12 protein-coding genes are annotated in these 20,126 nt (G+C 51.0%); 2 read left to right on the top strand and 10 right to left on the bottom strand.

The genetic code is table 11. The features are described from left to right. Window positions 1–75: 75 nt before the first annotated feature. Complete coding sequence (locus JRI95_01775; protein ID MBW2060270.1) at window positions 76–1,608, top strand: hypothetical protein; 1,533 nt, start codon at window positions 76–78, stop codon at window positions 1,606–1,608. Window positions 1,609–1,932: 324 nt separating this feature from the next. Beyond that, window positions 1,933–2,355: a cyclic nucleotide-binding domain-containing protein gene (locus tag JRI95_01770; GenBank protein MBW2060269.1), complete on the top strand. Its 423-nt coding sequence runs from the start codon at window positions 1,933–1,935 to the stop codon at window positions 2,353–2,355. 127 nt (window positions 2,356–2,482) lie between these two features. On the opposite strand, the gene JRI95_01765 is transcribed toward JRI95_01770, so the two are convergent. The 10 genes from JRI95_01765 to JRI95_01720 form a co-directional block, all read right to left on the bottom strand. Beyond that, window positions 2,483–3,550 (bottom strand): aryldialkylphosphatase, encoded by a 1,068-nt coding sequence (locus tag JRI95_01765; protein MBW2060268.1) that lies wholly within the window; start codon window positions 3,548–3,550, stop codon window positions 2,483–2,485. Window positions 3,551–3,655: 105 nt separating this feature from the next. Beyond that, complete coding sequence (locus tag JRI95_01760) at window positions 3,656–5,254, bottom strand: hypothetical protein (protein ID MBW2060267.1); 1,599 nt, start codon at window positions 5,252–5,254, stop codon at window positions 3,656–3,658. A gap of 91 nt (window positions 5,255–5,345) precedes the next feature. Beyond that, window positions 5,346–6,764 (bottom strand): amidohydrolase family protein, encoded by a 1,419-nt coding sequence (locus JRI95_01755; protein MBW2060266.1) that lies wholly within the window; start codon window positions 6,762–6,764, stop codon window positions 5,346–5,348. Window positions 6,765–6,906: 142 nt separating this feature from the next. Further along, the gene (locus tag JRI95_01750) at window positions 6,907–9,069 is read right to left on the bottom strand and encodes a TetR family transcriptional regulator (GenBank protein ID MBW2060265.1); all 2,163 of its coding nucleotides are present in this window, start codon (window positions 9,067–9,069) and stop codon (window positions 6,907–6,909) included. 351 nt (window positions 9,070–9,420) lie between these two features. After that, window positions 9,421–12,162 (bottom strand): formate dehydrogenase subunit alpha, encoded by a 2,742-nt coding sequence (gene fdhF, locus JRI95_01745; protein ID MBW2060264.1) that lies wholly within the window; start codon window positions 12,160–12,162, stop codon window positions 9,421–9,423. Between the two features lie 312 nt (window positions 12,163–12,474). Beyond that, window positions 12,475–14,889, bottom strand: a complete 2,415-nt coding sequence (locus JRI95_01740) for a leucine--tRNA ligase (protein ID MBW2060263.1) — start codon at window positions 14,887–14,889, stop codon at window positions 12,475–12,477. A 139-nt stretch (window positions 14,890–15,028) separates the two neighbouring features. Continuing rightward, window positions 15,029–15,955: a cation transporter gene (locus JRI95_01735; GenBank protein MBW2060262.1), complete on the bottom strand. Its 927-nt coding sequence runs from the start codon at window positions 15,953–15,955 to the stop codon at window positions 15,029–15,031. Further along, window positions 15,903–16,832 carry a class II fructose-1,6-bisphosphate aldolase gene (gene fba, locus JRI95_01730; protein ID MBW2060261.1) on the bottom strand — a complete coding sequence of 310 codons (930 nt, stop codon included), beginning with the start codon at window positions 16,830–16,832 and terminating at the stop codon, window positions 15,903–15,905. The genes JRI95_01735 and fba overlap by 53 nt, the downstream gene beginning before the upstream one ends. Window positions 16,833–16,958: 126 nt before the next feature. Then, window positions 16,959–17,645: a TVP38/TMEM64 family protein gene (locus JRI95_01725; GenBank protein ID MBW2060260.1), complete on the bottom strand. Its 687-nt coding sequence runs from the start codon at window positions 17,643–17,645 to the stop codon at window positions 16,959–16,961. Between the two features lie 222 nt (window positions 17,646–17,867). Then, window positions 17,868–19,994 carry an acetate--CoA ligase family protein gene (locus tag JRI95_01720; protein MBW2060259.1) on the bottom strand — a complete coding sequence of 709 codons (2,127 nt, stop codon included), beginning with the start codon at window positions 19,992–19,994 and terminating at the stop codon, window positions 17,868–17,870. Window positions 19,995–20,126: the final 132 nt, after the last annotated feature.

The following is a 20,126-nucleotide window of genomic DNA, read 5'->3' as shown; positions in this document are numbered from 1 at the left end:
AGGGTTAATATACCAAAAAAATCTATAAATCTATAGCTGATATTAAAAAAGCAAAAGCTTTAAGGAGGAGAGGATTTGTCATTAGACTCTGTTTTGGATATTATCGCCCAGGGTGCATGGAATGAGGGAACCCAGGTTGATAACACCTTTTTTGAAAATAAAGAATTGAGCTTTAAGGGTGGCATACCCGTAAACGACGAGACTATTCAGCAAAGAGTCGGCGTGAAAACAAGGCTGGCTGCTTCGGCTGACGAGAGAATCGGCGTTAAAGCTATGCAGGACCTCCTCGAAACCTCTGATTTTGATTTTTCTCGAATCAAGGTGGTTATTAGTGCGACAAATGTAGGGGAAGACAAGTATGACCCCGGCCCAGTGATCAGCTATCCTTTTGAACTGGTGCGTGAATACTGTCCCGAGGCCATGGCCATGGACCTGTATGCCGGCTGTCCTGGTTTCAATGTTGGGGTTGAGCTTGCTTTTGTACTCTCTCTAACCGGGGTGCTTAACAAAGGGGATCTGTCCATTATTGTGGGGGCGGAAAATCTACATCGGGCTAATGCCTTCAAGCCGAATGACACCAGTAACATCATATTTGGTGATGACTCCCTTGCCACTGCGCTTCAAACCAAAGTTAGTCTAAAACCCTCAGGGCGTTACTTTAGAAGTGATAAGATCACAAGTGATGTCAAAGAGGATTTCATAACGGACATTGCGAGGTTGATTCTTGAATTAAAGGGTGACACCAAGCTTGACGGCATCATCATTGACAATCATCTTGGCAAAATAGAATATCGCGTCCCGGCCATTGCCGCCAGAATTCAGCATCGCTTAGTCGAGCTGATGTATCCTGGTGAAGCATCAAAGGGGACATTCAAACACTTCAGGGGGGCGATTGAGTTTTATGATCAGTATGTAAAATCATTTGCCTACGATATCATGACGGTGGGTGAAGACAGGAACTTAGTTCATAAAATTGCACGGGCATATGTTGAATCAGGCAAATATGGAACAATTATTTCCGGCTACCTGACTCCTGAACTAAACATTGAGCTTTCGCTGCATAAAGGAGAGGGATTTATTTTTAAAAGGCCTCGCGCGGGTATTATTGACTCTCATACTAGCACTCATGGATGTTTTGCTAATTATATCGAGGTTGACACTGAAGAGGATGACATTTGGGGATCAATGGACGGGAAAGGCGTCTTCCTGTATGCCACCCGCGGGGCCAGGCCCCATATTATTGAGTTATTGTCCAGAAACAATCTGACCATGGATGACCTTGACCTTCTTATTGAACATCAGGCCAATTTCGCCATGATACCCTTGACCCTGGATAAGGTCTTAAATAACGGTCAGCCGGATCTGAAAAAGGACGTGGTTGATTATGTTGCCAACAAAATGGTGACCAACATCCATGTGCGAGGCAATTGTTCTGTGGTTTGCATGCAAAGACTTCCGTATGATCTTGAGCGCGGTACGCTGAAGGCAGATACCATCCAGGGCTTCCCGATAAACATGAATCTCGAAAATTTAAAAAAGGCCCGCATCATCCTGTTCGACTCCGTGGGCGCAGGCATGACACGAAGTACTGTTTTGCAAAAAAAATGAGCCGTTATGGCTCACTGGAATGGACCTTTCACTCATTGCCTCTTAAAGTTGAATAAATTTAATTGGCGACCATCTTTATCCTTTACCGGTCCTTCCAGCCCAAGGTCACTTTATCTCCTATCATCTGAATATTCTTTAGCGTCTGACACAGAAGTCAAATAATCCTTGACGATGTACCATCTCTGATTTTAAACTCTTAATCAGAGATCAGGGGGATCTGTGGCTTTTTGAAGGCAGCTACCAGACCAAGATTACTGGTTAAGTTCATTCAATCGTTGTATAATTAAGGAAAAGTACAATCTTAACTGGATATGAGGTTAAGGTATGGATGCCAGTCCGGAAATATTAAGGCACCTGGATTTTTTCAAGACTTTTTCAGACGATGAGATCGAAAAAATTCTCGAGGTTGCCGAATGGGTCAAGGCCGGTACGAGCGAGCGGATCATTACCGAAGGAGAAGACGATCTCTATCTGTATTTACTCATCAAAGGCCAGGTGAGCGTGGTTAAGAACAACAAGGTTCTGGCCGTGCTGAGTGCGGGCGACATCTTTGGTGAAATCAATGCCCTGGCAGGCAAACCGCGCACCGCTCATGTGGTCGCCCGGGATCAATGCTTCTGTCTTCGTTTCGACCCCCTCAAAATCAATACCCTGGAACCCAGCATTCAGCTCAAGTTCGTGAAGAGGATCCTTTATACTCTGGCCAGCCGCCTGGTTGACCTCGACCGCCGCTTTGTTGCGCTATAAGGACTGGGGGGATTCCCTTGTAATTCTCGGTTAATCTGGGTTAAAGCCTTCATTAAAAAAATTTCTAATCTAATCAGCCAGATCATATCTCGAATGCCTCTTGGTCTGTTCGTGGTTGGGAAGGCTGTTATTTGAAGGCCAGGAATCGCTTTGGGTTCTCTATCAACAGATCGTTTACCTGCTCTTCGTTCAGCCCTCGCCTTCGCATAGCCGGAACTGCATTGTACAAGATATGATTATAGCCATGTCCGCCAAAGGCCATGTAGCGCCTTTTAGCGCAGATATCGTGAGATATAAGAATCTGGCTGCCGTATCCTTTCAACATAAGGTCTTTAATATAGGCGATGCGCTGGGTATCATTCATAATATCAGTGATGGCAGAAAGGGATTCCGGGTAATAGCCTTCAGAACCCCATTCATCAAAAGCCAGGTAACAGCCAAAGTCGGCAAGCTTGTAAAGTTTTTTCGAGTCGAAGATGGTGCGGTCCATGTGGTCCATGACCGTATGGCTTAAATCTGCGCCCACTTCTTTAAGTATCGCAACGATCTCGAAAGGTGCGTCTTCAAAGCGGCCGGGGTGAATATTTAAAGGCGCTCCTGTCTCTTTCTGAGCTATGCCAGCCGCCCGCAGCACCTTCCTTTCACAATCCTCTAACGGCCATGAGCAGCCAATCTCACCAATAATACCAGCATGAACACCTGTCGCCCCCACCCCTTCTAAAATGTCTCTTACAATCTCTTCAGCGATGTCCTCCTCGTTACGTTTATCCATGACTTCGAGATTCTGGCCCACCCTGACATAGTAACCGGCGCCCATGATGACGTTTAAGCCAGTGGCATTGGAAATACGCTTAAGAGCAAGCGGGTCTCTGGCTAAGTCAACGTTGGTAACGTCAACGATTGTTCCGCCGCCAGCGTGCTTAAAGGGTAAAATTTCCGTCAGGGCTAGTTCCTCGTCCAGCAGTAGTAAATTGTCTCGGTTCTCTGTCCCGTGGTATTGAATGTAGCCCGCATTTTTAAAAGAGAGCGGTTCAAAGGCAAGCTTCCTGGCTGTCGCCTCCTCTGGTTCAACGAATACACAGGTTATATCAATCAGGCAGTGCTCATGGCTAAGCGTGACGCCCAGGTCATCCACGGATATCGGTCCCAGTACTGTCAGGGCCTGACCGGCGAGCTGAGACTTGGTGTAGCTCATGTTAGAGGCTCCTTTTTATTAATTTTTCTTTTTTAAGTAATCCCTCGAACAAGTGAAGGGAAATGGCCGCCGTCTCCTTAGAGAGCCGGCGGCCAATTTCCATGCCTACTTTTTCGTGAGCCACGTTTGCTCAAAAAGGAACATTTGAAAGGGGTTTAAATAAGTATCCTTGGGGAAAACACGCGGTTGAAAGGCTGTGAAAATATTTGTGGTGTACAGAAATGTGACCGGCGCGTCATCAACAAGCTTTCTTTGGACTTCCCGGATGACAGCAACACGTTTTTTGGGATCCATGGTTTTACTTTGTTTCTCTATCAAATCCCAGATTTCTTCGTTTTTCCACTTGTAGTAAGTGGAATTTCTTCCAAAGGTAGGGGTGAGTCCATGATCCGGGTCGTCCGAGTAGGCCATAACATGCAGGGACATGTCGTAATTATATTTGTAGACCCGGGTAAAATACTGTGCCATTGGCAAAGCCTTTATTTCTGCATTAATCCCTACCTCTTTTAACATCTCTTTAGCTACCTGCGCCGGCTTGGTCATATAGGGTTGATTCCAGGTGAGCAGCTCTGTTGTAAAGCCATTGGGATACCCGGCTTCGGCTAAATATTTTCTGGCTTTTTCAGGGTTGTATTCCACCTGATCCGACGCGGGCAGGGAATATGGAGGCCGGTTGGGGATCGAGCCAACCTGTACCGTGCCATAGCCGCCCCATGCTACTTTCAGCAGTTTCGCCTTGTCAATAGCCATAGAGATGGCTTGCCTCACTTTTTTGCTGTCAAACGGCGGCTTGAGAGGGTGAGTATCGGTCACAGGAGGCACTCGAAGGACCCAGGTCAGATTCCCCTTTTGTTTCACTACGGTGGCTGTGGGGGCCTCCTTTTCAATCGTCGCAAGCTGAAAGAAGTAAACCTGGGTGTTATCAATCTTCCCGGCCAGAAATGCACTCATATTGGCCGCGGACGACGGAATGAACTTGAAAATGATCTTGTCCAGGTAAGGAAGTCCCTTCTTAAAGTAATTTGGGTTTCGTACCAGGGTGAGATGGGAGCCTTTAAGGTAGTCCTTCAAGATGAAGGGGCCGGTGCCTATGGCACGCCTCCCTAAATCTCCAAATTTATCCACGGCCTCCCTGGCAACGATAGCCGAGGCTGAGGCATAACGAAGGAAGGGCGCGTAAGGTTCTTTGGTTTTGAAAATGACGGTGTATTTATCCGGTGTGGTGATGGATTCAATTTTGCCTTCGAAGCGTGAACGTGCCATGAAGCGTTGTTTTTTACCGTGCATTCCTGCCGCCCGTTCGATGCTGTATTTGACATCCTCTGATGTGAGTTCTCGGCCATTGACTGGTGGAACATTATGGAAATGAACGCCTTTTCGAAGCTTGATTACCAGAGTGCGATCATCTGGCCTTGAAAGGCTCTCCACCAGGTCAGGCTCGAGTTTGCTCATGTCCTTGTTCCAGCGCATGAGGCGGTTGTAAAGATTGCAAAGTAGACCGTCCTCTTCTGTGGTAGTCACCATATGAGGGTCTAATGTTCTTGGCTCAGCGGCAAAGCGGGCATAAATCGTTCCTCCACGCTGCGGCTCGGCAGCCACAGAAGTAGTGGTTAAACCAAAGCTGATGATACACATTATCAACAAACAAAAGGTCAATAAACTCGATACTTTAAAAGATAGTGTTTCTTTTTTAAATTGTTTCATCTTTCGTTCTCCTTAAATAGTAATTGTTTGTGCATTTTCGTTGTCCTAAGCCTTTAAATTAAATCTAAATCCCCTCCTTTCTCTTGACTGTTTAATGCCTAAGAGCCCTTCCCGGGGTCACCTCCTTAAGTTTACCCTTGGCCACCACCGGCACTCCGTCCACAATCACGTATATTATTCCTTTGTTCTCCTGGTCAGGCTCCGGGTAGGTGGCCAGGTCCTCGATGGTATCAAAGTCGAAGATGGTGAAGTCGGCGTCGGCTCCCACGGCGATTCTCCCTTTCTGATCAAGCCCAAATCTGATCGCAGGCTGAACAGTCATTTTGTAAAGCGCCTCCTTGAAAGTCAAAACGCCTCGTTCCTTGACCAATCTCCTGAGCACCCTTGCAAATGTGCCCACCCCACGGGGATGTGTTGGAAATCCTTCATCATCGTAAACACAATCCGAGGCAACCATCACATATGGGTTCATTAAAGTTCTCACCACCAGGTCCTCCTGCATCATATGACCGACGACGCGAGTCATGGGGTCCTCCTGCCTGACCTGCTTGAAGAGTTCCTCGTTGAGCCACTTGCCTTTATGAGGACCGCTGGTCACCTCTATATCCGATATGCCCACACCCTGATATTTTTCGAATTTTTCTTTGAGAAAGGGATTTTGGAAATGGTCCAGGACGGCTGCCCCTGCAGCGGTACACCAGGCGTCATAGGGGTGACAATCACACGTTACATCCACACCTGCTTCCCTGGCTGATTCAATGGTTTCCAATCCTTTGGTTAAAATGGCATCGTAGGGTCTCGACTTCCAACCGAGCTGGCTCCCAAGATGGGATATCTGGAGCCTGGTACCGGTATTCTTCGCAACTTCGATAAGTTCCTCCTCACCAGCCACGGCGCCTAAGGTAAATCCGGGTAATCCCCGACCCATGTAACGGGGGTGGACGGCGACTATCACATCGTGGCGGGCGGCTGTCCTGAAAAGCGCCGTAAGTTCCTTTTCGGTTGTACCGGGAGAGTAAGCCAGGCCAAAGGAGATGCCCAGGGCGCCTTGAGATATGGCCTCCTCGACCAGTTCCACCATCCTCGGGATCTTTTCATCCTCCATCGGGTCGTAGCGGTCTACCCCTAACGTTTCCCTCAAATTCGAGGCCCCAATCAGAAAACCGTGGTTTGTGGGGAATCCATCTTTATCAATGCGCTCTAAAAACGCTCCCACATCAGACCCCTCAACCGCGTGAGATGTACCGCAGTTTCCGCCAATGAGTGTTGTAACCCCCATCAAGGCGCTATATTCTCCCGCCCTGTTTGTTCCATCAACATGAGAGTGAACATCAATAAAGCCGGGTGAGATCACGAGCCCTGAGGCGTCAATCTCCTTTTCACCTTCAATCTTATTAAGGGTTAGCGTCGTGATTTTACCTTCCCGGACTCCGATATTGTAAACATCCTCAAAATCGCTGGCCGGGTCTATAACCAGCCCTCCCTTGATGACTAAATCGTACTTTTCCATGATTCCTCCTGTTTTCGTGTTTTAAAGGAGTGTGGTTCAGTGTTCAAACACTTCAGGTACCTTCTCATATTCTCAGGTGTGGTTCGCTTTCTGGAGTTTCCCTGTCCGTATAAGAATGTATCTATTCCTGTCTTATCTATCCTCACTCAAGCCTTAAATCTGAGTAATCCATGACCGGACTCATAATCCCCGCGGCTTTCGGATAACTTTTCCATTCTTTGACCCTCGGGCCAGCAACGGTGATGACGCCCATGGCCCCAATGGGGATGCAGTATTGTTCCTGCCAGTAAGTCTCTTCTATTTGAGCAGCCTTATCATCCCAAACCTCCTCGTCAAATGAAGCCTCGGCTTCTATCATCAGCACCTCCGCCTTGGGCGCATTCAGTGTCCGTGTGGCAATTAACCGATAGTTGCCCCATATCTGCGTGTCGTTTAAGGTACTGTAGGATACAAGCGTCATACCTCTCATAGTTTTTGCTATAAGTAAATCCCGATAGAAAGGACTTACCTCGTAATTGACCAATTTCGCGGCCACTCCAACCTCCTGTAACATGCGCTGAATGACTTCTGCTAAAGCCGGTGGTACTATGGTTGAACAGTAATGTATCTCTGTGTCAAATCCATCCGGGTAGCCGGCTTCTGCCAGCAGTTGTTGAGCCATGCCTTTATCATAAGGCAGAGGCTTACGGTCCGCCTTGTAACCTCTGGCATTGGGGAATCGTATCGTCGGTGTAACAGTGCCTTGCCTTGAGAAAACTGTGTCCACGATAGATTGGCGATTAATAGCCAAAGTTAGTGCTTTTCGGACCCGAACATCCGTCAGAGGCTTGGTTGAAGGATCTTCCGAGGTATGACCGACTGGGGCAAAGAATATGACCTCGCTGGATTTGCAATTAAATACTTTCATTCGCGGCTCATTTTCAGCTTCTCTAACAAAGGGAGTTCCAGTAAATTCAGCAAAATCAATTTCCCCTGACTTCAGTGCTGCCCATCTGGCCCCTGGATTCGGTATGACCTTCATGATCAGAGTATTGATTGAGGGCGCCCGAGACTTATTCCAGTAATCTTCATTGGCTTCCAGTGTGAGCGACTGAGAGGGTTGCCTTCTCACTAATTTGAACGGTCCTGTACCAAGGCCGGTTGTCTTTAAAAGTTCCTCGTTCTGCTCGTAAATGGCTTTGGGTAAGATAAGGAGGTAGTCGCTAAGACGTTCAAGGAGCCGTGCCGACGGTCTCTTCAAATTGAAACGCAAGGTGTATTTATCAATGATGTCAACTCCCACTAGTACAGACGTGACTTCGGCTACCCGAACCGAAGCGAGAAAGATGTCGGGACGAAGCGCTCTTTCGATTGAAAACTTAACGTCTTCAGCGGTAAGTTCCATGCCATTGTGAAATCTAACGCCTTTTCTCAGGCTGAAGGTGAGGGCGCGGTTGTCCTCGGAAACGGTGTAACTCTCAGCTAAACCTGTGATTAATCTGTTTTCACCGTTCCTGGCCATGAGACCGTCATAAATTAGAGTAGAATAATATTTCAACTGCTGGCCCGATAGGTCTAATGCCGGATCAAATGAGTCATCGCCCAGAGTCGGACATCCCAGGGTAAACGTTCCTCTGGCCTTTTTTTTCTTTCTCGGGCTCGGGACTGACCGCCTAGCAAATCGAGAGCTGGTCCTATCATGCAGTTTTCCATGTGATTGAAACCCTTCAAGCATGACGTCCCAGCAGGTCTGTAAGTAGTTACGCAGGTCCATGGGGTCCTGACATCGCTGGCTATGCAAAACTGAGCCTTCCTGAAAGGCGATGATGGCATTCACCAAGGCATCGGTATCTAACTCCAGGGAGAAAATTCCTTGTCTCTGCCCATCCTCAACCAGATGCCGCAGCAAGCGTGAATAGTCGCTATATAGATTTTGAAGTTCTTCCTCGATCTCTCTCTCAGCTTTTAAAAGATCAGCCGAAACAATGATGACCATGCGAAGTTGTTCAGGGTTCTTATCTAAAAAGTCGGAAGTGAATCTGAGCAAACCATTCAGCTTGTCCAGGGCATGGCCGGGTGTGGCATTGGTGGCTTCAATTAAGGGATTAAGGAAGTCAAGCCGATATTGGCTCAGCAGACTGAGGAAAAGGTCTTTTTTACTGTCAAAGTGGCCGTACAGGGCTCCTTTGGTGATGTTGGCCGCTTTGGTGATATCAGAAAGCGAGGTTCCATGATAGCCCTTGTTGGCAAAAAATCGTATCGCCACCTCCTGGATGCGTGAGATGGTTTTTTCACTTTGTCGCTTTTTGGAAGACAGGTGCTTCAAGATTTCCAGGCCCTAGTGTGTGAGGCGGCAGATAATAGTATTCATTTGTAAATGAATATACCAACCGGTATGTATAACTATTTAATTTACTGATAGGTATGTTAATATACAACCTGGTTACGCCTGTCAAGTTTTTTAATGAAAATTACTTCACTTCATGATCCAGAGATACAAAGTAACCACAACCACAATCTATACTATAGCGATTGTCAGAATTATATTCCTTATTGGGTATTATTTTTCTGCAAAGGAATATATTTATGAGAACTAGTCTAACCGGCCATGATTAAAAAAAATCTCCAAAGCCTCAATGTGAGGCCCCGGAGATTATATCCACTGGATAAAAAGGAACTAGGCTTCCTGGGCCGAGGCTTCAGCCTCCTCACCCTCACCGGTTTCAGCCTCTTCAACCTTTTCCAGCTTAGCGGCGCAGACCTTGAATTCCGGTATCTTGGCCACAGGATCGAGCTCAGCAATAGTCAGCCTGTTGGCAGCCGCTTCCGCATAATGGAAGGGGATGAAGATGACCTTGGCCGGGACTATATCCGTCACCCGGGCGGTAGCCACGATCTCGCCGCGTCTGGATGAGACCATAACCCCATCCCCGTCGCTGATGCTCAGCTCTGCGGCATCGGCCGGATTGATTTCAACCTCGCAGCGCGGCGCCAGGTAATCAAGAGGCTCACAGCGCCGGCTCATGCTGCCGGTATGGTATTGATAGAGTATCCGGCCCGTGGTCAGGGTGAAGGGATAATCGTTAGATGGCGGTTCAGCTGGCTCCCGGTGCTCAACAGGAGTAAAAAGACCCAGACCCCGCGTGAATTGGCTCACATGGAGGATGGGAGTTCCAGGATGATCCTTATCGAGGCAGGGCCAGATGAGCCCGTTTCCTTCGAGGCGCGGATAAGAAATTCCGGCATAGGACGGGGTCAATGCAGCGATCTCCGCCATGACTGCTTCGGCGGTGTCCGCGGTCCAGGACAGGCCCAGACGGGAGGCCAGGTCGTTCAGGATTTCGAGGTCACCGCGGGCCTCCCCTACCGGCTGCACGGCTTGACGCACCCTGGAGACGCGGCGTTCGGTATTGGTAAAGGTTCCCTCCTTTTCCGCGAAGCTGGTTCCCGGGAGGACCACATCGGCCAGCCTGGCCGTCTCGGTCAGGAAGATATCCTGCACCACCAGAAATTCACATTTTTTGAGGACCTGTTCGACATGGTTGACGTCCGGATCAGAGATAAGGGGATTCTCTCCCATGATGTAAAGGCCCTTGATCCGGCCTTCATCAATAGCATTCGTGATCTCTACAACGGTCAGCCCGGGCTGATCAGGAAGAGACACACCCCAGGCCTGTTCGAACTTTTCCTTGACAGCCGGGTCTGTCACACTCTGGTACCCGCTGTAAACATTGGGCAATGCCCCCATGTCGCAGGCCCCCTGGACATTGTTCTGGCCTCTTAAGGGGTTTACTCCGGTGGAGGGGCGTCCAAGGTTACCGGTTACCATGGCCAGGTTGGCCAGAGCCTTTACGTTGTCAGTGCCACTGGTGTGCTGTGTAATACCCATGGCATACAGGATGGAAGCCTTCTCGGCTTTAGCGTAAATCCTGGCGGCTTCGATCAGGTCAGGCGCCGGAACGCCGGTGATTTTTTCTACCTTTTCCGGGGGATACTCCGCCACAGCCTTTTTAAGGTCCTCGAAATTCTCGGTGCGATCGTCAATGAAGGCCTGATCCTGAAGCCCCTCTGACAGGATGACGTTGATCATACCGTTGATCAGGGCCACATCGGTGCCCGGCCGCTGACGGAGCCAGACCTCGGAGAAATTGGTCAAGGTAATTTTACGCGGATCAGCCACGATGAGTTTAGCCTTGCCAAGCGTGGCTCTCTTTACGAACGTGCTGATGACCGGATGGGTTTCGGTGGTGTTGGAGCCGATGACTAGGATAACATCGGCGTCTTCGATTTCAGCAATGGAGTTGGTCATGGCGCCGCTGCCAAAAACAGTGGCCAAACCGGTTACGGTGGAGGCGTGACAGAGACGGGCGCAGTGATCAACGTTATTCGTGCCAAAGCCGGCCCTGACCAGCTTCTGCATGAGGTAGTTCTCTTCATTGGTGACACTAGCCGAGCTCAGTCCGGCCAGGCTGTCCGGTCCATCTTTTTCCTTGATCTCTTTCAGACGCTTGGCCACATAATCCAGAGCCTCGTCCCAGGTGGCGTGCCGGAACCCATCCGCCTGACGAATAAGCGGGGTGGTCAAGCGCTCTTTGGAGTGAATAAACTCATGACCGAACTTGCCTTTTACGCAGAGGCTTCCCAGGTTGGGCAAGCCGTCTTCCACGCCGGTAACTCTTAAGACCTGGCCGTCCTTGACGTGTAGATAAACCTGGCATCCGACGCCGCAGTATGAGCACGTGGTTTTGATCTTGGTTTCTTCCCAGGGTCGGCCCTTGTAACGGGCCTTCTTTTCCACCAAGGCTCCGACCGGACAGACACCGACGCATTCGCCGCAGAAGACGCAGTCCGACTCTTCCAGGGGAACGTCACCTTTGGTCACAATCTTGGACCTCGCGCCGCGATAACCAAACGAGATAGCCAGGTTCACCTGAATCTCATTGCAGGCCTGAACACAGCGGCCGCAAAGCACGCATTTGCTGAAATCCCGGATAATGAGCGGGTTACTGGACTCCATGGGGAAATATTCCATGGGTCGGGAGAAACGAATCGTTTCCACCTGATAGCGATAGGCCAAATCCTGGAGCTTGCATTCCCCGTTGGCCTCGCAGGTCATGCAGTTATGCTCGCCTGAAGCAAGCAAAAGCTCAATGACCATCCGCCGAGCCTTTACCACCGCTTCACTTTCGGTCTGAACCTCCATACCCGGGGCCGCAGGCATGGCACAGGAGGCCACGAGCGCTCTGGCCCCTTTGACTTCAACCAAGCAGATCCGGCAGGACCCGGTTGGCTCACAGCGGTCCAGATAGCATAACGTCGGGATATCAATTCCATTTTCCCTGGCCACCTCTAAAAGTGTCTGACCAGGAGTGAAACTCACCTTCTTCTCATTGATCGTTAAGGTCTGCTCTGAGTTCACAATATCCTTCCTCCGCAATTAAACTTGGCAAATCACGATCACTTATATGCCTTTTCAGACCTGTATAGTCAAGTCAAAAGTGATTATCTCGTAAACCTAATCATTCAGTTCACCCAAGAAAGATCAGCTCAAAACTAAAAAAAGTCAGGCGAATCGTTAAATCCCCGGCCTTTTTATGTGCCGGTGACGGCGGTCATATTCCTCTTAAATTAATAAAGCTTGAAATAAAAAAGCTATCTCACGGTATTTCAGGGAGGCGTGTTTGAAAAAACCGCCAGAGACATCAAATCATTACGCATGGAAGCCGCGGTATTATCTGACCACCAGGTTCACCAGTTTGTTGGGAACAAATATCTTTTTGACGATCTCTTTTCCCCTGGTGAGCGCTTGAACCCTTTCATTGGCCATGACCTTCGCTTCGATCTCATTCTGGCTCAGATTGACGGCCATCTGGAGCTTGGCCCGCACCTTGCCATTGATCTGAACCACGTATTCAATCGTCTGGCGAGCCGTGTACTCTTCCCGGTAATCGGGCCAGGACTCCTTAAAGACACTTTTATCGTGCCCAAGGCGCTCCCACAACTCCTCACAGAAATAAGGGGCAAAGGGGGCCAGGAGCTTGACGAATGTTTCGTTCACCACCCGCTTTTTAAGGGATGTCCGGGAGATATGATTGAGGAGTTCCATGAGCCGGGCCAGGGCGGTGTTGTAAGAAAAGCGTTTGAGGTCGTTCGTGACCGCCTTGGCGGTATGGTGAAGCCAGTACAGGGTCTCATCATCGGTCGGTTCGGCCGAATCCAATCCCTCGCCGGTGATGTGGCTCCAGACCCTGTCCAGAAAACCGCGCATGGCCGGTACGCCTTCGTCCCTGAAGTCCCCACCCTCCAGGTAGTCACCCATGAACATCAAATAGACCCTGAAGGCATCGGCGCCGTAAAGTTTGATGAATTCGTCCGGAATGACGACATTGCCTTTGGATTTGCTCATCTTGCCGCCGTTCTTGGTAATGATGCCATGAGCCACGAATTTATTGAAGGGCTCCTCGAAGCTGATCAAACCGATCTGGTGAAGGGCCATGCATAGAAAACGGGAATAGAGCAGGTGGAGCACAGCGTGTTCATTACCGCCGACATAAAGATCAACCGGCAGCCATTTTTTGGTCAGGGTTGGATCAAAGACCCGGTCGTTGAAATCGGTTGACGGATAGCGATAAAAATACCAGGCCGAGCAGAGGAAGTTATCCGAGACATCGGTTTCGCGATGGGCCGGTCCGTGGCAGGATGGGCAGGTAGTGTGATAGAACTCAGGCGCTTTTTTAAGGGGCGAGTCTCCGCTGCCATCGGGCTGGTAGTCTTCGATGTCAGGCAGGAGCACAGGCAGGTCGGTCTCAGGCACCGGCTGCGCCCCGCATTTTTCACAGTAAATAACGGGGATGGGCGGCCCCCAGTATCTCTGGCGGGAGATGCACCAATCCCTTAGACGGTAATTGACCTGAAAGCGGGCCAGCTTTTTTTCCGCCAGCCATTCGGTTACCTGGCGGATGCCTTCGGCGGAGTCAAGACCGTTGAAGGAGCCGGAGTTGATCATAACTCCCTTGCCGGTATAGGCCTTCTTAAGAGGGCGAGCCTGACCGTCCGGGGAGATGACGGTTCGGATTTCAAGGCCAAATTTGGTGGCGAATTCAAAGTCACGCTGATCGTGGGCCGGGACAGCCATTATGGCCCCGGTGCCGTACCCCATGAGCACGTAGTCGGAAACCCAGATGGGAACCCGCTCGCCGTTGACCGGATTGATGGCATAGCCGCCGGTGAAGACGCCGGTCTTTTCCAGACCCTCGGCCTGCCTTTCGATTTCAGTCATTCTCGCCACCCGGGCATAATAGGTCTCGAAATCCTGGCGCTGCGCCGCAGTGACGATTTTATCTAAAAGGGGGTGCTCCGAGGCAAAAACCATGTAAGTCACGCCGAAAAGCGTGTCAGGCCGGGTGGTGAATATCTCGAAGGCTTCATCATGCCCCTCCAGCTTGAAGACAACCTGGGCGCCGTCCGACCGTCCGATCCAGTTGCGCTGGGCGACCTTGGTCTTTTCCGACCAGTCTATTATTTCAAGGTTGTCCAGAAGCTTCTGGGCAAAGGCCGTGGTTTTGAAAAACCACTGGGCCAGGTCCTTCTTGGTGACCGTGGTGGAACACCGTTCACACTGGCCGCCCACGACCTGTTCGGCGGCCAGAACGGTCTTGCAGGAAGGACACCAGTTGACCGGGGCCGTGGCCCGGTAGGCCAGGCCGGCCTTGTAAAGCTGAATAAAAATCCATTGGGTCCAGCGGTAGTATTCAGGGGAAGTGGTGTCCACCTCGTGGGTCCAGTCGTACATATTACCAATGCGCTTGAGCTGGTTCTCCCGGAAGTGGGTTATATTTTTGGGTACGAGTCTGCCCGGATGGGTGCCGACCTTGAGGGCGAAGTTTTCGGAGTGAATCCCAAAGGCGTCAAAACCAATAGGCTCGAAGACGTCCCAGCCGTTCATGCGGTGGAAGCGGCCCTGGATATCAGACCCGACAAAGGCAAAGACGTTACCCACGTGCAGCCCCTCGGCCGAGGGATAGGGAAACATCATCAGGTTGTAGAACGGCCGGGCAGCCTCTTTGAGATTGACATCGTATTGTTTTGAATCGTCCCACCTTTTCTGCCATTTGGACTCAATGGCCTGGTGCTGGTACTTTCTCATATCTTCCCCTTGATTTATCGGAACTCCCTTTCCATCCTGGCAGTAGTAACCATGTTTACGGTTAAGAAATTTTTAACCCAACAGCCACGGGGCGTCAAGCGGAATTGAGTATTTTTATCTTTTTAAGTCTGTAAAAAGCCTAAACTGGATCAACGTGGACAATGACCTGAAAAAGGTTATCCAGGTCCCGAACCAGGCAGGCTTCAACCTCTTTGGCGATGCGGTGTCCTTCGGCTACCGTTTGTTGACCGTCAATCGTGATATGGACCTCCATTTGCATCAGGCCGCCTGAGGTCCGGACTTTGAGGTCGTGGACGCCGAAAACGCCGGGAACGCTTTGAGCGCATCGCCTGACCTCGTTCAGAACTTCAGGCCCGGGAGCCGTGTCTGTTAGCTCCCGAAATGCGTTATAGATAATTTCCAATCCCACCTTCAGGATCAGGACGGTCACCACCAGGGCGGCATAAGAGTCAAGGATATGCCAGCCCGGCCTTATCTGAGCGCCGATGACGCCTGCCAGGACGGCTACCGAGGACAGGGCGTCTGAGCGGTGATGCCAGGCGTTGGCCGTGACCACCATGCTCTTGATATTTCGCCCCACCCGTATGGTGTATTGGTAGAGTGCTTCCTTGATGAGGATGGAGAAGGCGGCTACAGCCACAGCCAGCCAGGTAGGATGGTATTCAACATGAAAATAAATATTCCGAGCCGCTTCAAACCCGATGAAAATAGCTGCGGCAGTCAAGGCTAGTCCAACTATAGCTGAAGCCAGGGTCTCGAAACGGGCGTGGCCAAAGGGGTGCCCCTCGTCAGCGGCTTTTCGACCGATTTTCAGCCCGAGAAGGACGACCGCGTCGGTGAAAAGGTCAGACACGGAATGGATGGCGTCGGCGATGAGGGCCTGGCTGTGCCCGAACAGGCCTGCCAGAAGCTTAATGATAATCAGAAAGGCGTTGACTGCGACCCCAATCAGGGTCACGCGCTGGCCGATCTGGCTGGACTCATCTTGCAGGTTAAATTCTCCCTTTCCCGGCCGAACCGAACAAAGCGATCTTTTGCTGAACAACTTCCTTGACTGCGGCCCTGACCGGCCCTAAGAGCTTGCGGGGGTCGAATTCGGTCGGCTCTTCGGACAGGACCTGGCGCAGAGCCCCCAGGCCGGCCAGTCTCAGGTCAGTATCCACGTTGATCTTGTTTATGCCAGCCTTGACGGCCCGGGCCACCAGTTCATCTGGCACGCCTTTTACGCCTGGCAAATCGGCGCCATAGCGTGTCGCCCTTTCTACCACCCAAGCGGGCACCCCGGAAGCCCCGTGCAAGACCAGAGGCAGGCCGGTGACAGACTTGACGCGCTCCATGCGCTTAAAGTCAAGGCGGGGCTCGCCTTTGTACTTGAAAGCTCCATGAGCCGTGCCCACGGCCGGGGCGAGGGCGTCAATTTCAGTTTCCCGGGCAAACTCTTCCGCCTCATCCGGGTCTACCAGGTACGCTTCGCTTTCGGAAACGTCAATATGGTCTTCTAAACCCTTAAGCCGGCCCAGTTCAGCTTCAACCGAGACGCCGTGGGGATGAGCCATCTCCACAACACCCCGGGTCACAGCCAGGTTTTCGGCAAAGGGTTTATCCGAGGCGTCAATCATGACACTGGTGTATCCGGCCTCAATCACGGCCTTGATGAGATCAATATCCTTGCCATGATCCAGGTGAAGAACAACCGGGATGGGAACGCTTGAGGCGGCTGCCTTGGCCATGGCGACCAGGAGGTTCAGGCCGGCGTATCCTATGGCCCCCTCGGTGGTCTGGATAATGACTGGAGACTGGTTTTCCACGGCTGCCTCCATGATCCCGGTCAGGTATTCCAGATTTGAAAAGTTAAAAGCCCCGACGGCATAGCCTTCAGCATCCGCCTTCTCAAGAACTTCCTTTAAACTGACCAACCCCATATCGCCCTCCTTTAGTAAAAAATTCTGTAAACGTCATTGATCTACTTATAAAGACAAATGATTAAACGCACAACAGAAAGTGATCACCTGCACGCCAGTATTGAATCTCCAAAGGATTCCCCCGTTTTACACTCCCTTGACGCCAAAATACCTCTGGATGCGGCTGCTAAAGATAAGAAGAGGGATGAGGACGATCAGGGCGGCCAGGGTCAGCAGAACCAGGAAGGTCCAGTCACCTTCAAACACCTTGGCCCCCTGAAGGTTAAGGACCAGCGTGGCAGGCATGCGGGCAATCGAAGAGACGATGATAAAAGGCAGCAGCGGCAGACGTGACAGACCGATGAGGTAGCACATGTAGTCCTTGGGCGCGCCCGGAATGAGGTAGAAAATAAAAACGGTCAGCAGACCCCACCGATCAACTTGAGCTTCGAATTTATCTAAAATCCTGGCCGGAATGATCTTTTCCACAAAGACCCGCTCAAAGGCCCGGCCGATGGAAACGGCCAGAGCAGAGCCCAGGGTTAAGCCGATGATGGAATATAGAAAGCCCGGGCCAGCACCAAAAATGAATCCACCCAAAAAGCCGGTCAGTTCGCCCGGAATAAGGGCCATGACGACCTGTATCACCTGGAGGCCGATATAAAAAAAGATCGCAAAGGGCTGAAAAGAAAGGATGTAAGCTCTGGCCCCTTCCTTATCGGTCAGGAGATCGTTCATCCGCCAGATCCAGGCGCCGAGCGGGCTCAGGACGAAGACGGCCGCCAGGACGGCCACAGCCAGCACCAGCAGGAGGGCCCAGCCCCAACGGTTCATTTTAAACTTTTGCTTTTCAGACATTTAAAACAGAACAAGAATACACGTCTGCCTCATTAAAGGGTTTGGGTTTATCGAGACTAAAACCTGCAGACCCAGCATCTACCGAACAGGTAGCATATTTTCACTTTTGGTTCAATTGATTCCAGGGAGCGGCCCGGCATGGTTTGCTTACCGCCGTATGCCATGTTTCCATAGCGGCCATCAGGATCAGCCACGATATCAGACCGGCTCCCTAGTCAAGAGCATGCGGCTGTCAGCCACTATACACCCTTCACCCTCCGGGTAGACAATCATGGGGTTGATATCGAGTTCGGCGATCTCTGGATGATCGGTGACCATCTGGGAGAGCCGCAGGATGCAATCCTTAATGGCGTTGATGTCCCAAGGTTTTTGCCCGCGGATTCCGGTCAGGACTCCATAAGCTTTGGTGCTCTGGATCATAATCTCCGCACTGATCTCCCACATGGGGGCCAGCCGGAAGGTAACGTCTTTGTGGGTCTCGACAAATGTTCCTCCGAGGCCGAACATGCACACCGGTCCAAACTTTGAGTCCCTTGTCGCCCCGAGGATGACCTCGATCCCGCCCTTGGCCATCTTTTCGATCAAGACCCCCTTGATATCCGCATCGGAATTAAATTTTTTTACGTTTGTAATAATCTCTTCAAAGGCCTGGCGGGCTTCTTCGAGCGTCTTGACTTTCAACCGCACCCCACCGGCGTCGAATTTGTGAACAACATCCGGAGAAATAATCTTCATGGCCACCGGGAAACCGATTTCTTCGACCGCCGCTTCCAACCCTGACCGATCCTCAACCACCTGACTCTTAAGGATGGGGAACCCGTAACACTCGAGAATTTCATTGGCCTCGTCTTCAGGCATGAAGTGTCTCTCTTTACCGGCAATGTATCTCTTGATGATCTGGGCCGTTTTCTCCCGGTCGGCGCTCACTCGAACAAACCTTCGTCTTTCAAGCCTTAAGAGTTTACCGAAGCGGAGAGCGGCGTCCATGGCTCTGACAGCGGCTTCAGGAAAGGAATAATTGGGGATATGATGTTCTTCCAGGTATCTGACGCCTTCGGACACGTCCACGATACCCATAAAGGAGCACAGGACCGGTTTATCAATGCCCTGAATGACACGAGGCAGAATTTCCGCGGTTTCCAGGATGTCGGTCATGGCCTGGGGGGTCAGAATGACGATGGCGCCGTGCACCGCCTCGTCCTGAAGAATATGGCGAATGGCGGCTTCATAACGTTCGTGCGTGGCGTCCCCGATGACGTCAACCGGATTTTGGATGCTGGCCGTCGCTGGCAGATCGCTTTTTAAATTTTTAAGTGTTTCATCTGAAAAGGCCGCCAGGGAAAGACCATGGCGCACCGCAGCGTCGGTCGCCATGATGCCCGGACCACCGGCATTGGTGATGATGGCAATCTGATTCCCTTTGGGGACCGGCTGGCTGGCAAAGGCAACAGCATAGTTGAAAAGCTCATTGATCCCCAAGACACGTTGAATACCGCTCTGAAAGAAAATAGCGTCATAAGCCGTGTCCGAGCCGGCCAGAGACCCGGTGTGAGAAGCGGCTGCCCGCGCCCCTTCAGGAGATTGTCCGGACTTGATGGCCAGCATGGGTTTCTTAACATCCCATGTGATCTCGCTCGCGGTCTGGATGAATTCGCGGCCGTTGCTGATATCCTCCAGGTACATCAGGATGACATCCGTGTCCGGGTCATCCTTGAGATACCGCAGCAGATCAATCTCGTTCACATCGGCTTTGTTTCCAAAGCTGATAAACTTTGAAAAGCCGATGTTCCTGCCTGCGGCGAAATCGAGCACCGCGGTGCACAAGGCCCCTGATTGTGAAATAAAAGCTATATTCCCTTTCTTGGGCATCTTGGTGGCAAAACTGGCGTTAAGCGAGATGTCATCATTGGTATTGATAATGCCCAGGCAGTTAGGGCCGATCAGGCGAAGCCCCCGGGTCTCCACCAGTTCCCTCAGTTCATTCTCAAGCTCCACACCCCGACCGCCGACTTCCTTAAAACCGGCGGTGATGACCACGATTCCTTTAACCCCTTTCCGGGCTGCCTGTTCCGCGACGGCCAGAACGGTTTCCGCCGGGACAATGATCACGGCCATGTCAACTTCATCAGGCACGTCCAGCAAGGAAGGGTACGCTTTCACGCTTTGAATTGAGCGGGCCCTGGAGTTGACCGGGTAGAGCACCCCTCGGTAACCGGCATTGAGGATATTGATAAAAACAGCCCGGCCCACGCTGCCAGCGCGGTTTGTGGCCCCGACGACAGCTATTGATTGCGGGTTCATGATTAACTGGATGTTTTTCGGCATTATTCCTCCTTGGCGGGACCCTTTGTCATGCGGTTATCCCTTCAGGATTTTTTCGATTAAAACTAATGGATTTACTATGTGTATATCCTTTTTGCAGGCAGTTGTCGAGATCATTTCAAGATATTAGATCTG

The sequence above is a fragment of the Deltaproteobacteria bacterium genome (assembly GCA_019308995.1).
Lineage (GTDB): Bacteria > Desulfobacterota > Desulfarculia > Adiutricales > JAFDHD01 > JAFDHD01.
This window is presented reverse-complemented; position numbering and strand designations above follow the sequence as displayed.